A 21,592-nucleotide genomic window follows, 5' to 3' on the forward strand; every position below is an offset into this window, starting at 1 on the left:
TTATGTCAAAATTAAAATTAGGAATTAACGGATTTGGTAGAATTGGTCGTATAGTGTTTAGAGCGACTGTAAAGCGTGATAACGTAGATGTTGTTGCTATAAACGACCTTTTAGATGTAGAGCATTTAGCATACTTATTAGAGTATGATTCTGTTCATGGAAGATTTGATGGAACAATAGAAGTTAAAGATGGTAACCTAATAGTAGATGGAAAAACAATTAGAGTTACAGCAGAAAGAGATCCTAAAAATTTAAAATGGGATGAAGCAGGAGCAGACGTAGTTGCAGAATGTACAGGTATTTTTACAACTATGGAAACTGCAGATTACCATATTCAAGGTGGTGCAAAAAAAGTAGTAATTTCTGCACCAAGTAAAGATGCTCCAATGTTTGTAATGGGAGTAAATGATAGTAAACTAACAGCAGACCATACAATAGTATCAAATGCATCATGTACAACAAACTGTTTAGCACCTTTAGCTAAAGTTATTGAAGATAACTTTGGTATAGAAGAAGCTTTAATGACAACTATTCACGCGGCAACTTCTACACAATTTACAGTAGATGCACCGTCACGTAAAAATTACAGATTAGGTCGTAGTGCATTAAATAATATTATTCCTACTTCTACAGGTGCAGCAAAAGCTGTAGGTAAAGTAATTCCAGAATTAGATGGAAAATTAACAGGTATGGCATTTAGAGTACCAACTGTAGATGTTTCTGTTGTAGATTTAACAGTAAAAACTAAAAAAGAAACATCTTTAGAAGAGATTAAAGCTGCTATGAAAAAAGCTGCAAATGGCTCTATGGAAGGTGTTTTAGGTTATACAGAAGATGCAGTAGTATCTCAAGATTTTGTAAGTGAAACAAAAACAAGTGTTTTTGATGCAGACTCTGCTATCGAGTTAAACCCAACATTTTTTAAGTTAGTATCTTGGTACGATAATGAATTTGGTTACTCAAATAAGTTAGTAGATTTAGCTGAAAAAATAAACAATTTATAAGCATATTTTGTTTAATGATATTTAAGCGTAGTCAAAGAATTTAAAAACTTCAACTACGCTTTTTTTATAAATTATATTTAAAGCCTATTAGGTATTTTTAATTAAACTAACTTTAAGTCATGATATTAATAGTTGATAGTGGTTCTACTAAATGCGATTGGATTGCGGTAGATGAAAATGGTAATCAATTACTAGAAAAAATTAGAACAAAAGGTCTAAATCCGGCAATTCTCTCAGAAAAGAAGTTAAGAAAGACTATAAAAAAAAGTAAGGAGTTAAAAAATAATAAAGATAAGGTTACTAACATTTATTTTTATGGAGCTGGTTGTGGAACCGAAAATCCAAAATTAGCTTTAAAAGTTGTCTTACAACAATTTTTTACGAATGCTAATGTAGAAGTTAACGAAGATACTTTAGCAGCAGTATTTGCAACTATTAACACGCCAGACGAAGCAGCAGTAGTTTGTATTTTAGGAACAGGCTCTAATTGTAGTTATTATGATGGTAAAAAATTAGAACAACGAGTAAGTTCATTAGGTTATACTTTAATGGATGATGCTTCAGGTAACTATTTTGGCAAGCAATTAATTAGAGATTACTATTTCAATCATATGCCAGAAGAAATTAAAATAGCCTTTGCAGATAAGTATAATCTTCAAGCAGATTTTATTAAATACAATCTTTACAAGCAGCCAAATCCAAACGCTTATTTAGCAAGTTTTGCAGAGTTTATGATTTTAAATAAAGACTCAGGTTATGTTAACGAGTTAATAAAGAGTGGATTTCGTTTGTTTGCAAAAAACATGATCCTTCAATTTAAAGAAGAATTAAAAACAGTTCCTGTTCATTTTGCAGGATCTATTGCTTATTTCTGTCAAGATGAAATAAAAGAAGTAGCAAAGGAGTTAAATTTTAAAGTTGGTAATTTTGAAAGACGTCCTATTGAAGGTTTAGTTAAATTTCATACAAATAAATAATATTGCAATTTATGCAAAAAAAAGTCCTGTTAAATTTTTACTTAACAGGACTTTTTTATTATTATTTAACTGCAATCATGCTTATTTCTACATTTACAAATTTAGGTAAATTAGCAACCTCTACTGTTTCTCGAGCAGGAGCAGTAGCTTCATTAAAATACTTGCCGTAGACTTCGTTTATTGCTGCAAAATTATTCATATCACTTATAAATATTGAAGATTTAATTACATTATCAAAAGTCATATCTGCAGCTTTTAAAACGGCTTTCATATTTTCCATTACTTGTTTTGTTTCTTTAGTAATGTCATCTAAAACCAATTCGCCAGTTTCTGGATGCAAAGCAATTTGTCCAGAGGTATATAAAGTATTTCCACTTAAAACAGCTTGATTGTATGGTCCAATAGGAGCAGGAGCTTGTGTTGTAGTTATTATTTTTTTCATATAAAACTTATTAATTTAATATTATAAAATGGAGCAACACTTTAGAAATTGTAAATTAAAGTTGTTGATCTGGCTGAAGGCGTTTTTCGTATTTTAAATCTTTTAATATACTAGATTTTATACCTATAAAGAAATTCCAAGAACTTCTATCGCTAAAAGGTATCCAACTAAAATTCATACGCCAACTAAGTAAATCTCTCGCAAAACGAAGTTGTGTATAAGAAAAACCTTGATTTTTAAAATCGTAACCAGATGATGCACCAATGCTCCATTTTGGAGAAATTTCAATATCTCCAGAAAACATTAAAGAATGCGAAGATATTTCATTTTGACGTTGTGAATTAGAGTAATTTACCGCATATGCTAAGCGTAAACTCCATGGAATACCATAGTTGTATAGATCGCCCATTTCTTCCTCTTTATCATCATCTTCATCAAGATAGCGTTGGTCTGCAAAGTCTTGAGACCTACCAAATAAATCATCATCACGACCACCACTATCTAAAGTTTCGTTTCTACTACGCTCGCTGGTATTAGATTTTCTTTCGTTACCCTTACTGTTTAAGCTGTATCCTAAAGTAAGGTTTGCACTTGTTAACCTAAATAAACTTCCTCCGTTATTTATATTAAATTCATCTACTTTGTTGTTGTTATTATCTAGTGCGTATGGATCTAAAGTTGCACCAAAATTAACATTCATTTTATTATCAAATAGCTGTGTTCCTCCACTCATTCTAACCGGACTAAACCTTAGAGAATCTCCTGCTAAATTGTAAGAAGTAGAAAAATTTAAGTTATTTAATATTGTTATTTTTTTAGGCTCGGTTTGTGTGCTATCCTTATCTCTTACTTTTGCTTCAATATTATTACTAAGCGATAAACCTATAGAGCTAGAGTAGGTTTTATTTGGAGCACCATATAAACCTCCTTCAAATCGTGAATATTCATCTTCACGTAAGGTTTCTCCATTAATATCGGTAACCTCATAAGAATCATAGTATCTATCAAAGGCAGGATTAACATTATAACTAATACTTGGTCGCATAACATGCCTTATGGCTTTTATTTTTTTGTCTTGACCTTCCTTTTCAAAGTTAAATTGTCCATAAATTGTAGTTCCTAAACTTGCACCAAAATTGTATGTTCTATAAGAATCGAAACCTGTAATATCTTCTGTTACGGTTTCGCTATTTTCACTATCGTAATACCTATTTATAGTATTTAAAGTCCAAGTTTCGTCGAAATTTGCATTTGCACTTAAACTAAAGTAATTAAAAAGTTTAAAGTTTGTAGTTACAGGAATTGAATGTCTCATTCCAATTTTAGCGTCGTCAAACATTTCGCTTTTAAAGAACAAGGAATCTGTGGTTTGAATTCTATTTTCTGCTCTTACACTATATTGCAAGTTTATATTTTGAATTATCCCTTTTTTAGAGCCAACTTTTGGCGCAAAAGGATATACACGCCCAACACTAGCTTGAAGTGTTGGTAGTGTTAAGTTAATTTCTTCTGTTTGTGTGTTTTGTGAGTGCGTTGCTGTTAAACTCATGTTTATTTGTGGCTCGCCTTCAAAAGTTTTTGAATATGATACAGAAGATGCTAATGTGTTATTTAAAAAACTAGCAGTATTAACTTGATTTTGAGATTGTTGGTAATAGTTACTACTACCTAAGTTTACAGAAGCAGAAAATCTTGAATTTGGATTAGATTTAGTGTCTTGAGAATGAGACCAACGTAAATTATAGATTGTACTTTTAGCGTAATCTGGGAAACCACGTTCGCTGTTTATAATATTCTCGTATCTAAAACCAAATCTACCATTATATTTATAACGCTTTTTATAATTATTTTCTATTCTTAAGCCATAACTACCATTTGTATAGTAATCTCCTAAAACGGCCAAATCTAAATAATCGCTTATAGCAAAGTAGTAACCACCATTTTGTAAAAAATAACCACGATCATTTTGCTCTCCAAAACTAGGAAAAATTACACCCGAAGTTTGTTTTTTACTTAAAGGAAAAAAAGCAAATGGTACTATAATAGGAGTGGGAACATCGTAAATAAACATTTGTGCTGTGCTAGCTACAATTTTTTTATTTGGAACAAGCTTAGCTTTATCAATCATAAAATAATATTCAGGATCTTCTTCACTTTCAGCTGTTGTAATACGCATTTTGTTTAAAAAATAAACCGAGTCATTTTCTTTTTTAGAACGCTCAGATCTAATTTTCATTCCTTGTTGCTCTGTATTAGAATTAAAAATTATAGCTTTTTTATTTTTAAAATTAAAAATTATAGAATCTGGTTCTACAATATTTTCACCTTGCTTAAATACTGGTCTTTGTGCAAATTCTCCTGCAGTATCTTTTACTCTTCCTGCATATATTAAATTTTTACTATAATCTATAACAATAGTTCCTGCAGTAATTTCCATATCAAGGTAATTTACTTTAGCTTCATTATATAAATACATTTTTTGTTCTTTTCTATTAAATGTATTATAGTCTTGAGCTGTGTAAGATACTGTACCTTGTAAAAGTGCTGGTTTTGTTTTTGTAGAGTCCGTTTTTGTAGAATCAGATTCTATTATTGTAGTTAGTTCTTCTTTAGGAATAACAATTGTATCCTCCGTTTTTGTTGGAGGAGAAACAGTTTCTAGGTCTTCACTCTTAGGTATCTCGATGCTTTTAACATCACCGTCTTTAATTTGAGCAAAGCTAAGAGTGTTGATAAACACTGTAAAACTTAGGGCAAAAAGTATATGAATTCTATTTGTATGCAACGCTTTTGTGTGTATTTTTGCTAAAGTATGGCTCGGTTTTTGAATTGCCAAAATTACATATATTTTTTATGATTAATTTATCATTATCATATAATTTATAAATCCATACTAAAACACCTGTAAAATTGGTTATAATACTATGCAAACGAGACTAAGAATATTTTTCGTATTAATTATAATAACATTAACAGTATCGCTATCTGCTACTGCACAATCTAAATCCGATAAATTTATTGTCGTTTTAGATGCTGGACATGGTGGAAAAGATCCTGGAAAACCATCTAAATATGGTTATACAGAAAAAGATATTGCTTTAAAAATAGTATTAGCAGTAGGTAAAGAACTTGAAAAAAATAAAGACATTAAAGTTGTATACACTAGAAAAACAGATGTTTTTATAGATTTATTTAAACGAGGAAAAATTGCTAACGATGCAAATGCAGACTTATTTGTATCGGTTCATTGTAATGCCCATACCTCTCAAGCATACGGATCTGAAACTTATGTTTTAGGAGTACATAGAAATAGTACAAATTTTGATGTAGCCAAAGCAGAAAATGCAGTAATTTTTATGGAAGAAGATTACGAGCATAATTATAATGGTTTCGACCCAAATTCGCCAGAGTCTTTTATTGGTTTAACGCTTATGCAAGAGGCTTATTTAGACCAAAGTATACAATTAGCGAGTTTAATTCAAAAGAATTTTACAGAGAAACTTAAACGTAAAAATAGAGGAGTAAAACAAGCTGGTTTTATAGTATTACATCAAACAGTTATGCCTAGTGTTTTAGTAGAAACAGGTTTTATAACTAACACTTCAGAAGGTAAATATTTAAATTCTAAAAACGGACAAACAGATTTAGCAAATGCTATGGCAAAAGCAATTCTTGCTTATAAAAAAAGTGTAGAGTTAAATTTTGTAGATACAGAATATATTACTGAAGAAAATAATGTTATTTCTTCTGAAGAAAAAATTATACCTAATACTATATTTAAAGTACAAATAGCTGCAGCGTCTAAAAAATTAGAACCAAAACCATATAACTTTAAAGGTTTACAAGAAGTATCTAGAGATAAAGAAGGTAAATTATATAAATATTATTATGGTTATACTTCAGACATTAATAAAATTCAAGAAATGCAAAAAGAAGCCAGAAAAAAAGGATTTAATAGCGCATTTATTGTAGCCTATCGCAATGGAGAGCGTATAAGTTTACAAAAAGCTTTAAATAGTGGTTCTAAATAAAGCTATATTGAGTATATTTATTTTATTTTTGTTCCAAATCAAACTTATATATTTTGAAAATTACTAGAGAAGTAAAAACAGCCATACTAGCCATAACAGGAATTTTATTATTTATTTTTGGTTTTAGTTACCTAAAAGGTAAAAACTTATTAGACGATTCTATTATTGTTTATGCTAAATACGATAATGTAGAAGGTTTAACACCTTCAACTCCCGTAACAATTAACGGATACATAGTTGGTAAAGTTTTAGATATTTATTTTGAAGATGAAAGTTCTGGAGTTTTAGTCGTTAAAATGGATATTGACACAAAATTTAAATTTTCGAAAAATAGTAAAGCCGAATTATTTCAAAATGGATTTATTGGTGGAAAAGCTGTACAAATTATACCAGCTTATGATAATGATGCAAATGCAGAAGATGGAGACTACCTAAAAAGTCAAGTTAAAGAAGGTATGATGGAACTTGTTAACGAGCGCCTTACACCTTTACAAGAAAAAATAGAAAAAGTAATGAGTGAGACCGATACGCTTTTAGTAGGTTTCAATAATGCTTTTGATGCCAAAGCACAACAAGATTTAAAAAATAGTATAGCTAGTTTAAATGCAACAGTTTCTAGTTTTAATGCTACAGCAAAATCTTTAAACAGTTTAATAGATAACAATAAATCTAAATTAGATAATACTATTACTAATTTTGAAAATACTTCTGGAAACCTTTCTACTATGACAGATAAAATGGCACAAGTAGATATTGCTAAAACTGTAGAAGATTTACAATCAACAATTAAAAAATTCGATAATTTAATAGCAAGTGTAGAAAATGGAGAAGGATCTATAGGAAAGCTATTAAAAGACGATGAACTTTATAAAAACCTTTCAGGAGCATCAAACCAAATGGAAGAGTTGCTTCAAGACATGAAATTAAATCCTAAGCGTTATGTACATTTTTCTTTATTCGGAAAAAAACCAAAACGTTACGATGCAGAAGGAAATGAAATAGAAGACCAAAAATAAACTAACTACTAATAATGAATTACTTACCAAACATAATATTTGCCATTATACTTGTTGTAGGCATTGGTTACTTTGTAAAAAATGTAAAAAAACTATTCCGAAATATAAAACTAGGAAAAGCAAAAGATATAAGTGATAACAAATCACAGCGATGGAAAAACATGGCAATGATTGCGCTTGGACAAAGTAAAATGGTAAAACGTCCAGTATCAGGATTCTTTCATATTATTGTATATGTTGGTTTTATAATCATTAATATAGAAGTTTTAGAAATTATTATAGATGGTCTTTTTGGTACACACAGAATAGGTTTAAGTGTATTGCCAAAATCACTTTACGGTTTTTTAATTGGCGCTTTCGAAATTCTTGCGGCATTAGTATTTGTTGCAGTTACTGTATTTTGGATTAGAAGAAACATAATTAAAATAAAACGTTTTTTTAGTGCCGAAATGAAAGGTTGGCCAAAAAATGATGGAAATATTATTCTATATTTTGAAATGGTTTTAATGACTCTGTTTTTAGTAATGAATGCTACAGATCTAGCATTTCAAAACGCTGGAACTGGAGGCAATGTAATTAGCCAATTTATATCTCCAATATTTGGAGATAACCCAGAAACACTTCATGTCATAGAAAGAAGCGCTTGGTGGCTTCACATAATAGGTATATTAGTATTCTTAAATTACCTTTATTTTTCTAAGCATTTACACATATTATTAGCATTTCCTAATACATATTATGCAAAATTAACACCAAAAGGACAGTTTCCAAATAACGAAGCTGTTACCAAAGAAGTAAAATTAATGATGGATCCAGACGCAGATCCATACGCTGCACCGCCAGAATCTGATGCAGATGAAACACCAGAAAAATTTGGTGCAAGTGATGTTCAAGATTTAAGCTGGTTAAATTTATTAAATGCCTATTCTTGTACAGAGTGTGGACGTTGTACAAGTGAATGTCCAGCAAATTTAACAGGAAAGAAACTATCACCTCGAAAAATAATGATGGACACCAGAGACCGTCTTGAGGAAGTAGGTAAAAATATAGATGCCAATAAAGGAACATTTGTAGACGATGGAAAACAATTGTTAAACGATTATATTACACCAGAAGAACTTTGGGCATGTACAAGTTGTAACGCCTGTGTAGAAGCCTGTCCAATTAGTATCGATCCATTAAATATTATTATGGAAATGCGTAATTATCTTGTTATGGAACAAAGTGCTGCACCTATGGAATTAAATAGTATGATGACTAATATAGAAAATAACGGAGCTCCGTGGCCATACAACCAGCAAGATAGATTAAACTGGAAAAACGAATAATTTATTTATAATGTTTAGTGCTTTTAAGAGCTTTGCATATACTCCTAATTTATAAAGATATATTACTGTAAAAAATAAAAGAATAAGATGAGAAACAAATATAAATACACAATTATTATCGTGCTTTTTATATGTAGTTTTAAATCCTTTGCACAAGATTACAGAAAAGATTCTTTACAAATAAAAGCATACACAGAAATAAAATTTACAGCAGGAAAGCCAGTAGATATAAAGCTTAAAAAAGTGTTTTGCGATTACTGCTCTAAAAAGCAATTAAAATTATTAGGAGAAGATGCAGTAAGAAGAACAGAAAACGAAAAGCATGATCCAAAAAATAAATTAGAAGACGGTGTTAAAAAATTAGCAGTCTATATTAGAATTGCAAAAACAGATTTTGCAAGTATAAACGAAGACAAGTAACAACTCAATATTAAATTATGAGCGAACAATTAACAGTGCCAACAATGGCAGAACTAATGGCAGAAGGAAAAGAACCAGATATTTTATTTTGGGTAGGATCTGCAGGAAGTTACGATGATAGAGCAAAGAAAATAACAAAGGCCTTTGTAAAAATTTTAAATAAAGCTAATGTTAATTTTGCTGTATTAGGAACAGAAGAAAGTGCTACTGGAGATCTTGCAAAAAGAGCTGGAAACGAATTCTTGTTTCAAATGCAAGCCGTAATGAATATAGAAGTGTTAAATGCTTATAATATAAAGCGTATAGTAACTTGCGATCCTCATTCTTTTAATTGTTTAAAAAATGAATATCCAGGACTAGGTGGTAATTACGAAGTGTTACACCATACACAATTTATAAAAGAGTTAATAACATCGGGAAAATTAGATATAAAAAATAGCGATTATAATGGAAAGCGAATAACTTTTCACGACCCGTGTTATTTAGGCCGCGCAAATTCAGAGTATAATGCACCAAGAGATGTGTTAAATACTTTAAATGCAACTTTGTTAGAGATGAAACGCAGTAAATCTACAGCATTATGTTGTGGAGCAGGAGGAGCGCAAATGTTTAAAGAGCCAGAAAAAGGTGATAAAGACATTAACGAATTACGTACAGAAGATGCCTTAAAAACCAATCCAGAAATTATAGCAACAGGTTGCCCATATTGCATGACTATGATGAGTGATGGTGTAAAAGTAAAAGAAAAAGAAAACGAAATTAAAGTAATGGATGTTGCAGAATTAATTGCTAGTTCTCAAGGCTTATAAAAAGTATGGATATAGAGAAATTGAGCATAAAAAAAAGAATATTAACAGGAGTCTTTTCTGGTTTAATATATTCTTTAGTTATGGCTGGTTTTGATTATTATACAAATGAACCATTTTCATTATTAAAATTTATTTTCCATTTTGTGTTTTTTGGTTTGTTTATGGGTATTGCATTAAGATATACAAATAAGAAAAAGTAAAAATTTAAAATGTTAGTAGAATTTAATACACTACCAGATCATTCAAGAATCTGGATATACCAAGCCAATCGTTCATTCTCTGAAATCGAGTTGGAAGAAATAAAAGAAAAACTAAATACTTTTATTACAAACTGGACCGCACATGGAAGCGATTTAAACGCAGGTTTCGATATTAGGTACAAACGTTTTATAATTATTGCTATAGACCAAGACTCTCAAGCAGCTACAGGTTGTAGTATTGACGCCTCAGTACATTTTATTCAACAATTAGAAAAAGAATATAATGTAGATTTAATGGATAAAATGAATGTTTCTTACAAACAAGGCGAGTTTGTAGCCTATAAAACATTAACAGATTTTAGAACTATGGCAAAACAAAAAGCTGTGTCTAAAAACACTATTGTATTTAATAATTTAGTAACAAATATAGCCGAGTTAAACGAAAATTGGGAAGTTCCAGCAAGCGAAAGTTGGCATAACAGGTTTTTAAATTAAGCTATACATACTCTTTAAAGTTTACCATGAAAAACGAAATCTTCCTTTTAAATATTTCTGGTCAAGATAAACCAGGATTAACAGCAAGTTTAACATCAGTTTTAGCAGCATCGGGAGCCAAAGTTTTAGATATAGGCCAAGCTAATATTCACGATACTTTATCTTTAGGAATATTATTTGAAATAGAACCAGGTATTAGTTCTTCGCCAGTTTTAAAAGATTTGTTATTTAAAGCTTACGAGTTAGATATTCAAGCAAAATTTACACCTATTACTTTAGAAAATTACGAGAAATGGGTAACACTTCAAGGTAAAGACCGTTACATTATTACAATTTTAGGAGATAGACTATCTGCAGAACAAATTTCTAAGGTTACACAAATACTTGCAGAAAAAAATCTAAATATAGATGCAATTAAGCGTTTAACAGGTAGAATGTCTTTAATTAAAACAGAAGAATATCCAAGAGCATCAATAGAATTTTCAATTCGTGGTAAAATAGATAACAAAGAAGAGCTTACAGAAAAATTTATGAAAATTTCTAAACAGCTTGACTTCGATATAGCATTTCAAGAAGATAACATATATAGAAGAAATAGACGTTTAGTATGTTTTGATATGGATTCTACATTAATTCAAACCGAAGTAATAGATGAACTTGCAGAATTAGCTGGTGTTGGAGCAGAAGTAAAGGCTATTACAGAATCTGCAATGCAAGGAGAAATAGACTTTAACGAAAGTTTTAAAAAGCGAATGAAACTTTTAAAAGGCTTAAAAGAAGATGTATTACAAGATGTCGCAATAAATTTGCCAATTACTAAAGGAGCAAGACGATTAATAGATGCTTTAAAAAGCTATGGTTTTAAAACAGCAATTCTCTCTGGTGGCTTTACCTATTTTGGTCATTACCTTCAAAAAGAATTAGGTATTGATTATGTTTATGCAAATCAGCTAGAAATAAAAAATGGAGAACTAACCGGTAACTATCTTGGAGATATTGTAGATGGCAATAAAAAAGCAGAATATTTACAAGAAATAGCAGATAAAGAAGGTTTAAATATAAATCAAACCATTGCTGTTGGCGATGGAGCTAACGATTTGGCAATGTTAAATTTGGCCGGTTTAGGTATAGCTTTTCATGCAAAACCTAAGGTTAAAGATAATGCACAAAGCTCTATTTCTAGCATCGGCTTAGACGGTGTTTTATATTTATTGGGTTATCATGATAAGCATATAGATTTATTAAAATAATACAGTAAATTACTAGCTCAATATTTCTTCATAATTATATATTAAAATCTTTAATAAGAGTTCTAAAAATAATAACTTGGCATAGTTTTTAGTTCTATAATATTATAGCAACTCAAATAGATATTTTTTTTATGCACAGATTACTTTTTTTATTTACTTTACTTCTTATAACTTTTAACATATATGCTCAAGATACTAATAATCCTTTGTTGGCAAAAGATGTTGAGAGCCAAACAAAATGGGTAGATAGTGTTTATAATGCTCTAACATTAAAAGAGAAAATAGGACAACTTTATATGGTGCAAGTTTTTTCTAGTCAAACAGACGCAGAGAAAACTAAAGTACTTAACCTAATTAAAGAAAATAAAATTGGTGGTATAATTTACTCAAAAGGAGGTCCTTATCGTCAAGCAAAATTAAATAACGAGTTACAAGCTGCATCAAAAACACCATTGCTTATTGGAATGGATGCAGAATGGGGATTAAGCATGCGTTTAGATTCTACTTATTCTTTTCCATGGAATATGACGCTTGGTGCAATAAAAGATAAATTTTTAATAGAACAAACAGGAAGACAATTAGGAGAACATTGTAAGCGATTAGGTGTGCATTTTAATTTTGCTCCTGTAGTAGATATTAATACAAACCCAAATAATCCAATTATTGGAAACCGTTCTTTTGGTGAAGATAGAGATAATGTTACAGAAAAAGCAGCTGCATTTATGAAAGGAATGCAAAGTGCAGGAGTTTTAGCAAATGCTAAACATTTTCCTGGACATGGTGATACAGAAGACGACTCTCATTTAACCTTGCCAACAGTAGCTTTCGATGCAAAACGTATAGATTCAATAGAGTTATATCCATATAAAAGGTTAATTAAAGATGGATTATCTAGTGTAATGGTTGCGCATTTAAATATTCCAAGTTTAGATCCACGACCAGGCTATCCTTCTTCAATATCTAAAAATATTGTAACATCTATTTTAAAAGAAAAACTAGGATTTAAAGGACTTATTTTTACAGATGCCTTAACCATGAAAGGTGCTGCAGACTATAAATTTGAAGGTCTTGATGGTGTTACAGAAGGCGCAACAGATACAGTTGGTAATATTGATTTAGCAGCTTTTTTAGCAGGAAACGATGTTATGTTAATGTCGGAAAATCCAGAGTCTGGAATAGCAAAATTAGAAAAAGCTTTTAATAAAAATTTATTTTCAGAAGAACGATTAGCGCTTTCAGTAAAAAAAGTATTGCAAGCAAAGTATAAAGTAGGTTTAAATAATTATAAACCTATTTCCACATACAATCTTGATAAAGATTTAAATCGTTTATACGATGATATTCTATATGAAAAACTAATGGAAGCAGCCATAACAATTGCTCGCGATTCATCAAATTTATTACCATTAAGGCATTTAGAAACTAAAAAAATAGCTTATGTAGAATTGGGAGATGCTGGTGGTGAAACTTTTTTAAAAACCTTAAAACGATACGCCCAAGTTCATGAAGTTAAAGCAGATAAATTAAGCGATTTAATAGCAAAGCTTCAAAATTATAATACAGTTATAGTTGGTTTTCATAAATCTAACGATAATCCATGGAAATCTTATAAGTTTACAGATAAAGAGTTAACATGGTTATACGAGATAGCTCGAACTAATACTGTTATTTTAGATGTTTTTGCAAAACCATATGCTTTACTAGATTTACAAACTGTTACAAATATCGAAAGTGTTGTTGTAAGTTACCAAAATAGTGAAATAGCTCAAGAAACCTCTGCCGAAATTATATTTGGAGCACTTGCCGCCAAAGGAAATTTACCTGTTTCTGCTGGCCCTTATTTTAATGTGGGTGACGGTGTACAAACAAATTCATTAGAACGTTTAGGGTATAGTATTCCAGAACGTGTTGGGTTAAGTTCTTATCGTTTAAAAAAAATAGACTCTATAGCTAATCATGCAATAAATGGAGGAATGACACCAGGAATTCAATTAATTGTAGCTAGAAAAGGAAAAGTAGTTTATAATAAAAACTTCGGGAAACATACTTATAGTAATACAGCTCAAAAAGTAAGAGAAGATGATCTTTACGATGTTGCTTCCTTAACAAAAATTGTGGCTACTTTACCATTATTTATGGAGATGGAAGAGCAAGGTATTGTTTCTTTAGATACTAAACTTTCAGAAGCAATTCCATATTATAAAAATTCCAATAAAAAGGATATAACATTTAAAAAAATGTTATCGCATTATGCACAATTAAAACCTTGGATTCCTTTCTATTTTAAAACTTTAGATACGGTTACCAAACAACCATCTACAAAATATTATAGAAAATCTCCAACAGGAAAATTTAACGTTAAAGTTGCAAATAATCTTTATATGCGTGAAGATTACAAAGACTCTATACCAAAAATAATTAAAGAAACAGACTTGTTATCACGATTGCGTTACCGCTATAGTGATTTACCGTATTACATTTTAAAACAATATATAGAAAAGCATTATAATAAACCTTTAAATGAATTAGTTCAAGACCATTTTTATAAGTCTTTAGGTGCAAACAATACAATTTACAACCCATATAAAACAATTAGTAATACACGTATTACGCCATCTGAAGAAGACGATTACTACCGTTTTCAAAAAGTACAAGGTTATGTGCACGACATGGGAGCAGCAATGCAAGATGGTGTAGGTGGACATGCTGGTGTATTTAGTAATGCTAACGACATTGCTAAAATTATGCAAATGTATTTACAAAAAGGGTATTATGGAGGTGTTAGGTATTTAAAACCAGAAACATTAGATAAGTTTAATACTTGCTATTATTGTAGTAAAAATGTGAGAAGAGGTATTGGTTTCGATAAACCACAACTAGGAGAGTCTGGACCAACCTGTGGTTGTGTATCTATGACTAGTTTTGGGCATTCAGGATTTACAGGAACTTACACTTGGGCAGATCCAGAAGAGGAATTAGTTTATGTTTTTATGGCTAACAGAACTTATCCAACATCTAAAGGAAAAAATATGCTACTAAGAGAAAATATTAGAACAAATATTCAAGAGGCTATTTATGAGGCAATTATAAAATAACTATTTAGATTTTAGCTATTCTTAAAAGTATTTGGAAAAATTAAGATGTAAGTATTTGTTTTTTTTACAACTAATAAATTAATAGAAATAAAATTATTCTGTTTTAAGGTTAAGTAAGGCACTTAAAACTTTAGATATATAAAACTAAAACATGAAAATAGGTATTGTATGTTATCCAACATTTGGAGGAAGTGGAGTAGTAGCTACAGAATTAGGTTTAGAACTTTCTAAACGCGGGCACACAATTCATTTTATAACCTATAATCAGCCTGTTAGGTTAGAACTTTTGGGTAATAATATTCATTATCACGAAGTTAATGTTCCAGAATACCCATTATTTCATTATCAACCATACGAGTTAGCTTTATCTAGTAAATTAGTAGATATGGTTAAACTTCATGGTATTGAAATTTTACATGTTCACTATGCCATTCCTCATGCTTATGCGGCATACATGGCTCAAAAAATGTTAAGAGAAGAAGATATTTATGTGCCAATTGTAACAACGCTTCACGGTACAGATATTACATTAGTAGGTAATCATCCTTTTTATAAACCAGCTGTTACATTTAGCATTAATAAATCTGATGCTGTTACTGCAGTGTCTCAAAGTTTAAAAGATGATACTTTAAGATTATTTGATATTAAACAAGAAATAGATGTTGTTACTAACTTTATCGATTTAAAGAAGTTTAAACATGATTATACAGATTGCCAACGCGCTATGATGGCAAGCGATAACGAGAAAATAATTACACACATTAGTAATTTTAGAGAAGTTAAACGCATTCCCGATATTATTAACATTTTTAATAATATTCAAAAGGAATTACCTGCAAAATTAATGATGGTTGGAGAAGGTCCAGAAAGAGAACCTGCAGAAAGATTATGTAGAAAATTAGGAATTAGTGATAAGGTTGTTTTCTTTGGAAATAGTAACGAAATAGATAGAATTTTATGCTTTAGCGATTTATTTCTTTTACCTAGTGAAACAGAGAGTTTTGGTCTATCAGCTTTAGAAGCTATGGCTTCTGGTGTACCTGTTGTTTCTAGTAATACAGGAGGAATACCAGAGGTAAATACCGAAGGTTTTTCAGGATATTTAAGTAATGTAGGAGCTATAGAAGAAATGAGTAAAAATGCTATTAAACTTTTAAAAGACGATAAGCTTTTAGCTCAATTTAAAAAGAATGCTAAAGCTCAAGCTAAAAAATTCGACATTCAAAATATTGTACCGCAATATGAGAAAGTATACGAAAAAACTCTAAAAACATGTTTGTTTACACAAAAGCTATAAACTAAAAAACACACCATTTACGGTGTGTTTTTTAGTTTATAGAAATTAGATGTTATTTTTTAGCCTCGGCAATAACTAGGTCACTAATATCTGTAGTTTTTTCGGCATATAATAAAACACTAGTTCCGTCTATTTGAGAATTTATAATATGTGTAAAGTTTTGTGCTTTAGCTACCACAGCAATTAATTCTCCAATTCTTGCATAAATAGGTTTTAAAAGTAATCCTTTTTTATAATTTACAGCTTTTTGAATGTCTGTATCAAAATCTTGAATTCCGTTTTGAATACGCATTAAATCTGTTTCCTTTTCTTTTTTAACGTTTTCAACAAAAGTATTTGCATTCTTTTTGTAGTCTTCAAGCTTAGCATTGTAATCTTCAACAATAGAATCTCTTGTTTTAGTAAGTTTTTGCATTACATCATCTAATTCTGCTTGTGCTTTAACAGTTTCAGGCATTTCGCTTAAAATATATTCAACATCGGCATAACCAACTTTTAAATTTGTTTGTGCAAAAGTGGTAAAAGCTAAAAGGTTAAATAAAATAATCGATAGTAGTGTTTTTTGTTTCATTATATTATTGAGTTAATTTTAGTTTTTTAAAAGCAACAATCTTGCCGCAATAAAAAACCATTTCAAATTTTTGAAATGGTTTTGCTAAAATACTATATTTATTTAGTTATTTAAAATTGATACCTTATACCTAAAGCAATATCAAAATCTAAATCGTCTCTAAAATCTCCAAAGCCTAATTCTGGTCTTGCATCAAGAGAAAGTACTAATGGAATATCAAAATTATACTCAACACCAATGTTTCCAGCGGCAAAGAAAAAAGTTTCACTTTCATCGGCATTAAAAGGTAAATCGTAACTATAGTTACCAACACCACCACCAACACCAGCGTACCAGTTAAAATTTCCGTCTAATAACCAAACCCATTGGTATAATCCCGCAAGCTTAAAACCATCATAATTACTACCAGAACGAATACCAAGGTCTGCTTCTAAACGATTATTGTCTCCTAAAGCACGTTGGTATGATATTTCGGCACCAAATCCATCACTATCTCCAATTCGTAATCCAATAGCATTTTCTGAAATTTCTTGTGCAGTTGCAGCATAGCTAAATCCTATTACAGCTACTACTAATAAAAGTACTTTTTTCATATTTTTAAGTTTTAGTTAATTTATAATTAGCTAATTTACAAATAACATTATTTTATGTTAAAAAGTTAAAGCTAATCTTTAGTTAATAATTGTTAAGTTATCTTAAATTTGGTTTTATAATGAGTGAAACAATTACTTCTTCAATATTAAATACTTTAGGAAACGAACTTGATGGCGAATTACATTTTAGTGATTTAATTAAGCGCCTTTATGCAACAGATGCTTCTGTATATAGAATGCTACCTTTAGCTGTTTCGTATCCAAAGTCTTATAAAGATATTAAAAAATTAATAACTTTTGCTTCTAAAAACAAAACTTCTTTAATTCCTAGAACCGCAGGAACATCGTTAGCAGGACAATGTGTTGGAAATGGTATTGTAGTAGATGTATCTAAACATTTTAATAAAATTTTAGATTTCGATAAAGAAGCGCAAACAGTAACGGTACAGCCAGGTGTTGTAAGAGATGAGCTTAATAATTACTTAAAACCTTTTGGACTATTTTTTGGACCCAACACATCAACCTCAAATCGTTGTATGATTGGTGGAATGGTAGGTAATAATTCCTCTGGTACAACATCTATTAAATATGGTGTAACCAGAGATAAAGTAATTAAACTTAAAACTATTTTAAGCGATGGTAGTGATGTTACGTTTAATGAGTTATCAAAAGAAGCACTTATAAACAAAAGCCAATTAAATACTTTAGAAGGAAAAATATATAGAACAATTTGTTCTGAAGTATTTACTGAAGATACAAAACAAGAAATACAGAATAATTTTCCAAAACAAGAAATACATAGAAGAAATACTGGTTATGCAGTAGATGAATTAATAAATAACAATGAAGCTTTTAATCTTTGTAAATTATTAGCAGGTAGCGAAGGTACGTTAGCGTTTACAACTGAAATTACGTTAAAACTAGATAAGCTTCCACCAAAAGAGAGTATAATGGTTGCTGCTCATTTTAACTCTATAACAGATTGTTTAAAAGCTGTACAGCCAACAATGCGTCACAATTTATTTACTTGTGAAATGATGGATAAAACCATTTTAGATTGTACTAAAAATAATAAAACACAAGCAGAAAACAGGCAATTTATTCAAGGAGATCCGCAGGCTATTTTAATGTGTGAGATTAAAGGAGAAGATCCAGCAGATGTTCAAGAGCAGGCAAATAAACTTATAAAAACACTTGACGAAACAGGTTTAAGTTATGCTAATGTTAGTTTACAAAATAAAGATATCCATAAGGCAAACGAATTAAGGAAAGCTGGTTTAGGGCTACTTGGAAATATAATTGGAGATAAAAAAGCAGTAGCTTGTATAGAAGATACTGCTGTTGCGCTTCCAGATTTAGCTAATTATATTTCAGAATTTTCTGCTTTAATGAAAAGCTATAAACAAGATGCTGTTTATTATGCACATGCTGGAGCTGGCGAATTACATTTAAGACCAATACTAAATCTTAAAAAAGAAGAAGACATTATATTATTTAGAAAAATAACTACAGATGTTGCAGCTTTAGTAAAAAAATACAATGGATCGTTTAGTGGAGAACACGGCGATGGTATTGTTCGTGCGGAGTTTATAAAATTTATGATTGGTGATAAAAATTATAATCTTCTAAAAAAAATCAAGTATTGTTTTGATCCAAATAACATCTTTAATCCAGGAAAAATTGTAGATGCATTACCAATGGATAAAAACTTACGCTATACTAGCAATAGAGAAGAGCCTAATATTAATACCATTTTAGACTTTTCTTCATCACAAGGTATTTTAAGAGAAGCCGAAAAATGTAATGGCTCTGGAGATTGCAGAAAACTTCCAGAATTTGGTGGTACAATGTGCCCAAGTTATCGCGCAACTAGAGACGAGAAAGACACTACTCGAGCAAGAGCAAATGCTTTACGTGAATATTTAACACATTCTGAAAAAGCCAACAGGTTTAATCATAAAGAATTAAAGCAAGTTTTCGACCTCTGTTTAAGTTGTAAAGCTTGTGCTAGCGAGTGCCCAAGTAGTGTAGATGTTGCTGCTTTAAAAGCCGAATTTCAATACCAGTATTTAAAAGAAAATGGAGTTAGTTTAAGAACTAGAATATTTGCTTATAATAACAAATTAAACAGTGTTGGCAGTAAGTTTTCATGGTTTACTAATTTTATTTTTTCTAATAGTTTAACATCTTTAATTCTTAAAAAAAGTCTCAATATTGCTCAAGAAAGAAGTCTTCCTTTAATTTCAAGTAAAAATTTAAATAAGGAGTTTCAACTATTTAAAAATAAATATTTTATAAAAACACCAATTAAAACAGTTTTTTTATTTAATGATGAGTTTACAAACTATTTAGATACAGAAATTGGAGTAGATGCAATTACACTTTTACATGCATTAAATTATAATGTTAAAGTAATTAATAATAAAGAATCTGGACGTGCATTTATATCTAAAGGTTTATTGAAGCAAGCAAAAAAAGTAGCAAATGATAATGTTGAAATATATAAAGATATTATATCTGAAAAAACGCCGCTTATAGGTATTGAGCCTTCGGCAATTTTAACCTTTAGAGATGAATATTTAAAATTAGCAGACAATAAACTTTCTGCAAAAAAAATTGCAACACATACGTATTTAATTGAGGAGTTTTTGAGTAATGAAATTGCTATTGGGAACATTAAATCATCACAATTTAGTCAAGAAACAAAAACAATTAAATTTCATGGGCATTGTCATCAAAAATCGCAAAGCAATCAAATACATAGTTTTAATATTTTAAACTTACCTAAAAACTACAAAGTAACTATCATACCTAGTGGATGCTGTGGTATGGCAGGAAGTTTTGGTTACGAAAAAGAACATTTTAAAGTAAGCATGCAAATTGGAAATCAAACGTTGTTTCCTGCTGTAAAAAAAGCTGCTACAAATACTATAATTGCTGTTAATGGAACAAGTTGTAGGCATCAAATAAAGGATGGAACAGGTAAAAAGGCTTTACATCCAATAAGTATTTTAAAAAATGCTTTAGCGTGATGCTTTTATATCGTCTGGATTTAATATTGTAATTGCTGCAACAAGTTCTTTAAAGTCCATTTCTTTAAGTTCACTATCTGCAAAAAACGGTGTACGTTTATCATCCTTATAACTATAAAGCTTCCATCTTTTGAATTGATATTCTAAAGCGGTAAAATTCTCAACCCAATCTCCAGAATTTAGATACGTAGTTTCTCCGTTTTTATTTTTTTTAATTAGCATTTTTGGTTGATGTATATGTCCGCAAACCACATAATCATAACCTTTTTCTATGGCTAAATCTGAAGCAACATCTTCAAAATCGCTAATATACTTTACGGCTTGTTTTACACTGTTTTTAATTTTTTTTGAAAGAGAAAACTTCTCTTTTCCCATGTTCACTAATGCCCAATTAACCAAACGGTTTATTAAAATTAATAAATCGTAACCATACCCGCCTAATTTAGCTATCCATTTAGCATTTTGTATAGAGGCATCAAAAACATCACCATGAAAAAACCATGCTTTTTTATTATCGATTTCCATAACTAATTTGTTAACTATTGAAATATTACCAATTTTAGTGTCGGTAAACTTTCTAAGCATTTCGTCATGATTTCCTGTAATATATACAACGTCAACACCTTGTGCAGCGAAGTCCATTATTTTTTTAATTACCTTTAAATGAGATTTTGGGAAGTAACGTTTGCTAAATTGCCAAATATCTATAATATCTCCATTTAAAATTAATGTTTTTGGATTTATACTTTCAAGGTAAGTAAGTAATTGCTTTGCATGACATCCATATGTCCCTAAATGAACATCCGAAATAACAACAACCTCTACTTTTCTTTTAATATTCAAATCAAATTAATTTTATTACAAAGATTAAAACTATTAGTTAATGTAATATTATGTAGATATTATAAAAAGATGCTATTTTGTTAATAGTAAGTAAAGTATTTAGGCTTAATGTTAATTTAGTATTAATTAGAATTTGCAAAAAAAATAGCGAATGTTGTATTTTAAATAGCTGTAATAATTAAAATACAA

Annotated in this window: 18 protein-coding genes; 13 read left to right on the forward strand and 5 right to left on the reverse strand. The window is 30.0% G+C overall.

Translation table 11 applies throughout. From position 1 onward, the window contains the following. Window positions 1–2: 2 nt before the first annotated feature. Together gap and BWR22_RS07835 are read left to right on the forward strand one after the other, a co-directional pair. On the forward strand, window positions 3–1,004 hold the full coding sequence (gene gap / locus BWR22_RS07830) for a type I glyceraldehyde-3-phosphate dehydrogenase (RefSeq protein ID WP_076733132.1): 1,002 nt from the start codon (window positions 3–5) through the stop codon (window positions 1,002–1,004). 119 nt (window positions 1,005–1,123) lie between these two features. Further along, complete coding sequence (locus BWR22_RS07835; protein WP_076733133.1) at window positions 1,124–1,981, forward strand: BadF/BadG/BcrA/BcrD ATPase family protein; 858 nt, start codon at window positions 1,124–1,126, stop codon at window positions 1,979–1,981. 61 nt (window positions 1,982–2,042) lie between these two features. Here the strand turns inward: BWR22_RS07835 and BWR22_RS07840 are convergent, their stop codons facing one another. Beyond that, a complete protein-coding gene (locus tag BWR22_RS07840) occupies window positions 2,043–2,423 on the reverse strand; it encodes a RidA family protein (RefSeq protein ID WP_076733134.1) in 381 nt (126 codons plus the stop codon). 55 nt (window positions 2,424–2,478) lie between these two features. After that, a complete protein-coding gene (locus BWR22_RS07845; RefSeq protein ID WP_076733135.1) occupies window positions 2,479–5,259 on the reverse strand; it encodes a putative LPS assembly protein LptD in 2,781 nt (926 codons plus the stop codon). An 88-nt stretch (window positions 5,260–5,347) separates the two neighbouring features. Here BWR22_RS07845 and BWR22_RS07850 point away from each other — a divergent pair, with 88 nt between their 5' ends. The 10 genes from BWR22_RS07850 to bshA all read left to right on the forward strand — a co-directional run bounded on the left by BWR22_RS07850 (window position 5,348) and on the right by bshA (window position 16,364). Continuing rightward, window positions 5,348–6,454, forward strand: a complete 1,107-nt coding sequence (locus BWR22_RS07850; protein WP_076733136.1) for an N-acetylmuramoyl-L-alanine amidase family protein — start codon at window positions 5,348–5,350, stop codon at window positions 6,452–6,454. Window positions 6,455–6,507: 53 nt separating this feature from the next. Further along, a complete protein-coding gene (locus BWR22_RS07855; RefSeq protein WP_076733137.1) occupies window positions 6,508–7,470 on the forward strand; it encodes an MlaD family protein in 963 nt (320 codons plus the stop codon). Between the two features lie 14 nt (window positions 7,471–7,484). Beyond that, entirely contained in the window at window positions 7,485–8,798 is a 1,314-nt protein-coding gene (locus tag BWR22_RS07860) for a (Fe-S)-binding protein (RefSeq protein ID WP_076733138.1), read from the forward strand. 87 nt (window positions 8,799–8,885) lie between these two features. Then, window positions 8,886–9,218, forward strand: coding sequence for a hypothetical protein (locus BWR22_RS07865; RefSeq protein ID WP_076733139.1), 333 nt, complete (start codon window positions 8,886–8,888; stop codon window positions 9,216–9,218). 17 nt (window positions 9,219–9,235) lie between these two features. After that, complete coding sequence (locus BWR22_RS07870) at window positions 9,236–10,027, forward strand: (Fe-S)-binding protein (protein WP_076733140.1); 792 nt, start codon at window positions 9,236–9,238, stop codon at window positions 10,025–10,027. Between the two features lie 5 nt (window positions 10,028–10,032). Then, window positions 10,033–10,227, forward strand: coding sequence for a hypothetical protein (locus BWR22_RS07875; protein ID WP_076733141.1), 195 nt, complete (start codon window positions 10,033–10,035; stop codon window positions 10,225–10,227). 9 nt (window positions 10,228–10,236) lie between these two features. Further along, window positions 10,237–10,722, forward strand: a complete 486-nt coding sequence (locus tag BWR22_RS07880) for an ABC transporter ATPase (RefSeq protein WP_076733142.1) — start codon at window positions 10,237–10,239, stop codon at window positions 10,720–10,722. A gap of 26 nt (window positions 10,723–10,748) precedes the next feature. Continuing rightward, entirely contained in the window at window positions 10,749–11,972 is a 1,224-nt protein-coding gene (serB, locus tag BWR22_RS07885; RefSeq protein ID WP_076733143.1) for a phosphoserine phosphatase SerB, read from the forward strand. A gap of 131 nt (window positions 11,973–12,103) precedes the next feature. Continuing rightward, window positions 12,104–15,067 (forward strand): glycoside hydrolase family 3 N-terminal domain-containing protein, encoded by a 2,964-nt coding sequence (locus BWR22_RS07890; protein WP_076733144.1) that lies wholly within the window; start codon window positions 12,104–12,106, stop codon window positions 15,065–15,067. Between the two features lie 151 nt (window positions 15,068–15,218). Continuing rightward, entirely contained in the window at window positions 15,219–16,364 is a 1,146-nt protein-coding gene (gene bshA / locus BWR22_RS07895) for an N-acetyl-alpha-D-glucosaminyl L-malate synthase BshA (protein ID WP_076733145.1), read from the forward strand. A gap of 52 nt (window positions 16,365–16,416) precedes the next feature. Here bshA and BWR22_RS07900 read toward each other — a convergent pair whose 3' ends face one another. Both BWR22_RS07900 and BWR22_RS07905 read right to left on the reverse strand, forming a co-directional pair. Next, entirely contained in the window at window positions 16,417–16,935 is a 519-nt protein-coding gene (locus tag BWR22_RS07900; protein ID WP_076733146.1) for an OmpH family outer membrane protein, read from the reverse strand. Between the two features lie 110 nt (window positions 16,936–17,045). Then, entirely contained in the window at window positions 17,046–17,528 is a 483-nt protein-coding gene (locus BWR22_RS07905; RefSeq protein ID WP_076733147.1) for a hypothetical protein, read from the reverse strand. 119 nt (window positions 17,529–17,647) lie between these two features. Here BWR22_RS07905 and BWR22_RS07910 point away from each other — a divergent pair, with 119 nt between their 5' ends. After that, a complete protein-coding gene (locus BWR22_RS07910) occupies window positions 17,648–20,560 on the forward strand; it encodes an FAD-binding and (Fe-S)-binding domain-containing protein (RefSeq protein WP_076733148.1) in 2,913 nt (970 codons plus the stop codon). Here the strand turns inward: BWR22_RS07910 and BWR22_RS07915 are convergent. Continuing rightward, the gene (locus BWR22_RS07915; protein WP_076733149.1) at window positions 20,552–21,403 is read right to left on the reverse strand and encodes a UDP-2,3-diacylglucosamine diphosphatase; all 852 of its coding nucleotides are present in this window, start codon (window positions 21,401–21,403) and stop codon (window positions 20,552–20,554) included. The two genes, BWR22_RS07910 and BWR22_RS07915, sit on opposite strands and share 9 nt — an antisense overlap. Window positions 21,404–21,592: the final 189 nt, after the last annotated feature.

It is taken from the genome of Lacinutrix venerupis, assembly GCF_001971745.1.
Lineage (GTDB): Bacteria > Bacteroidota > Bacteroidia > Flavobacteriales > Flavobacteriaceae > Lacinutrix > Lacinutrix venerupis.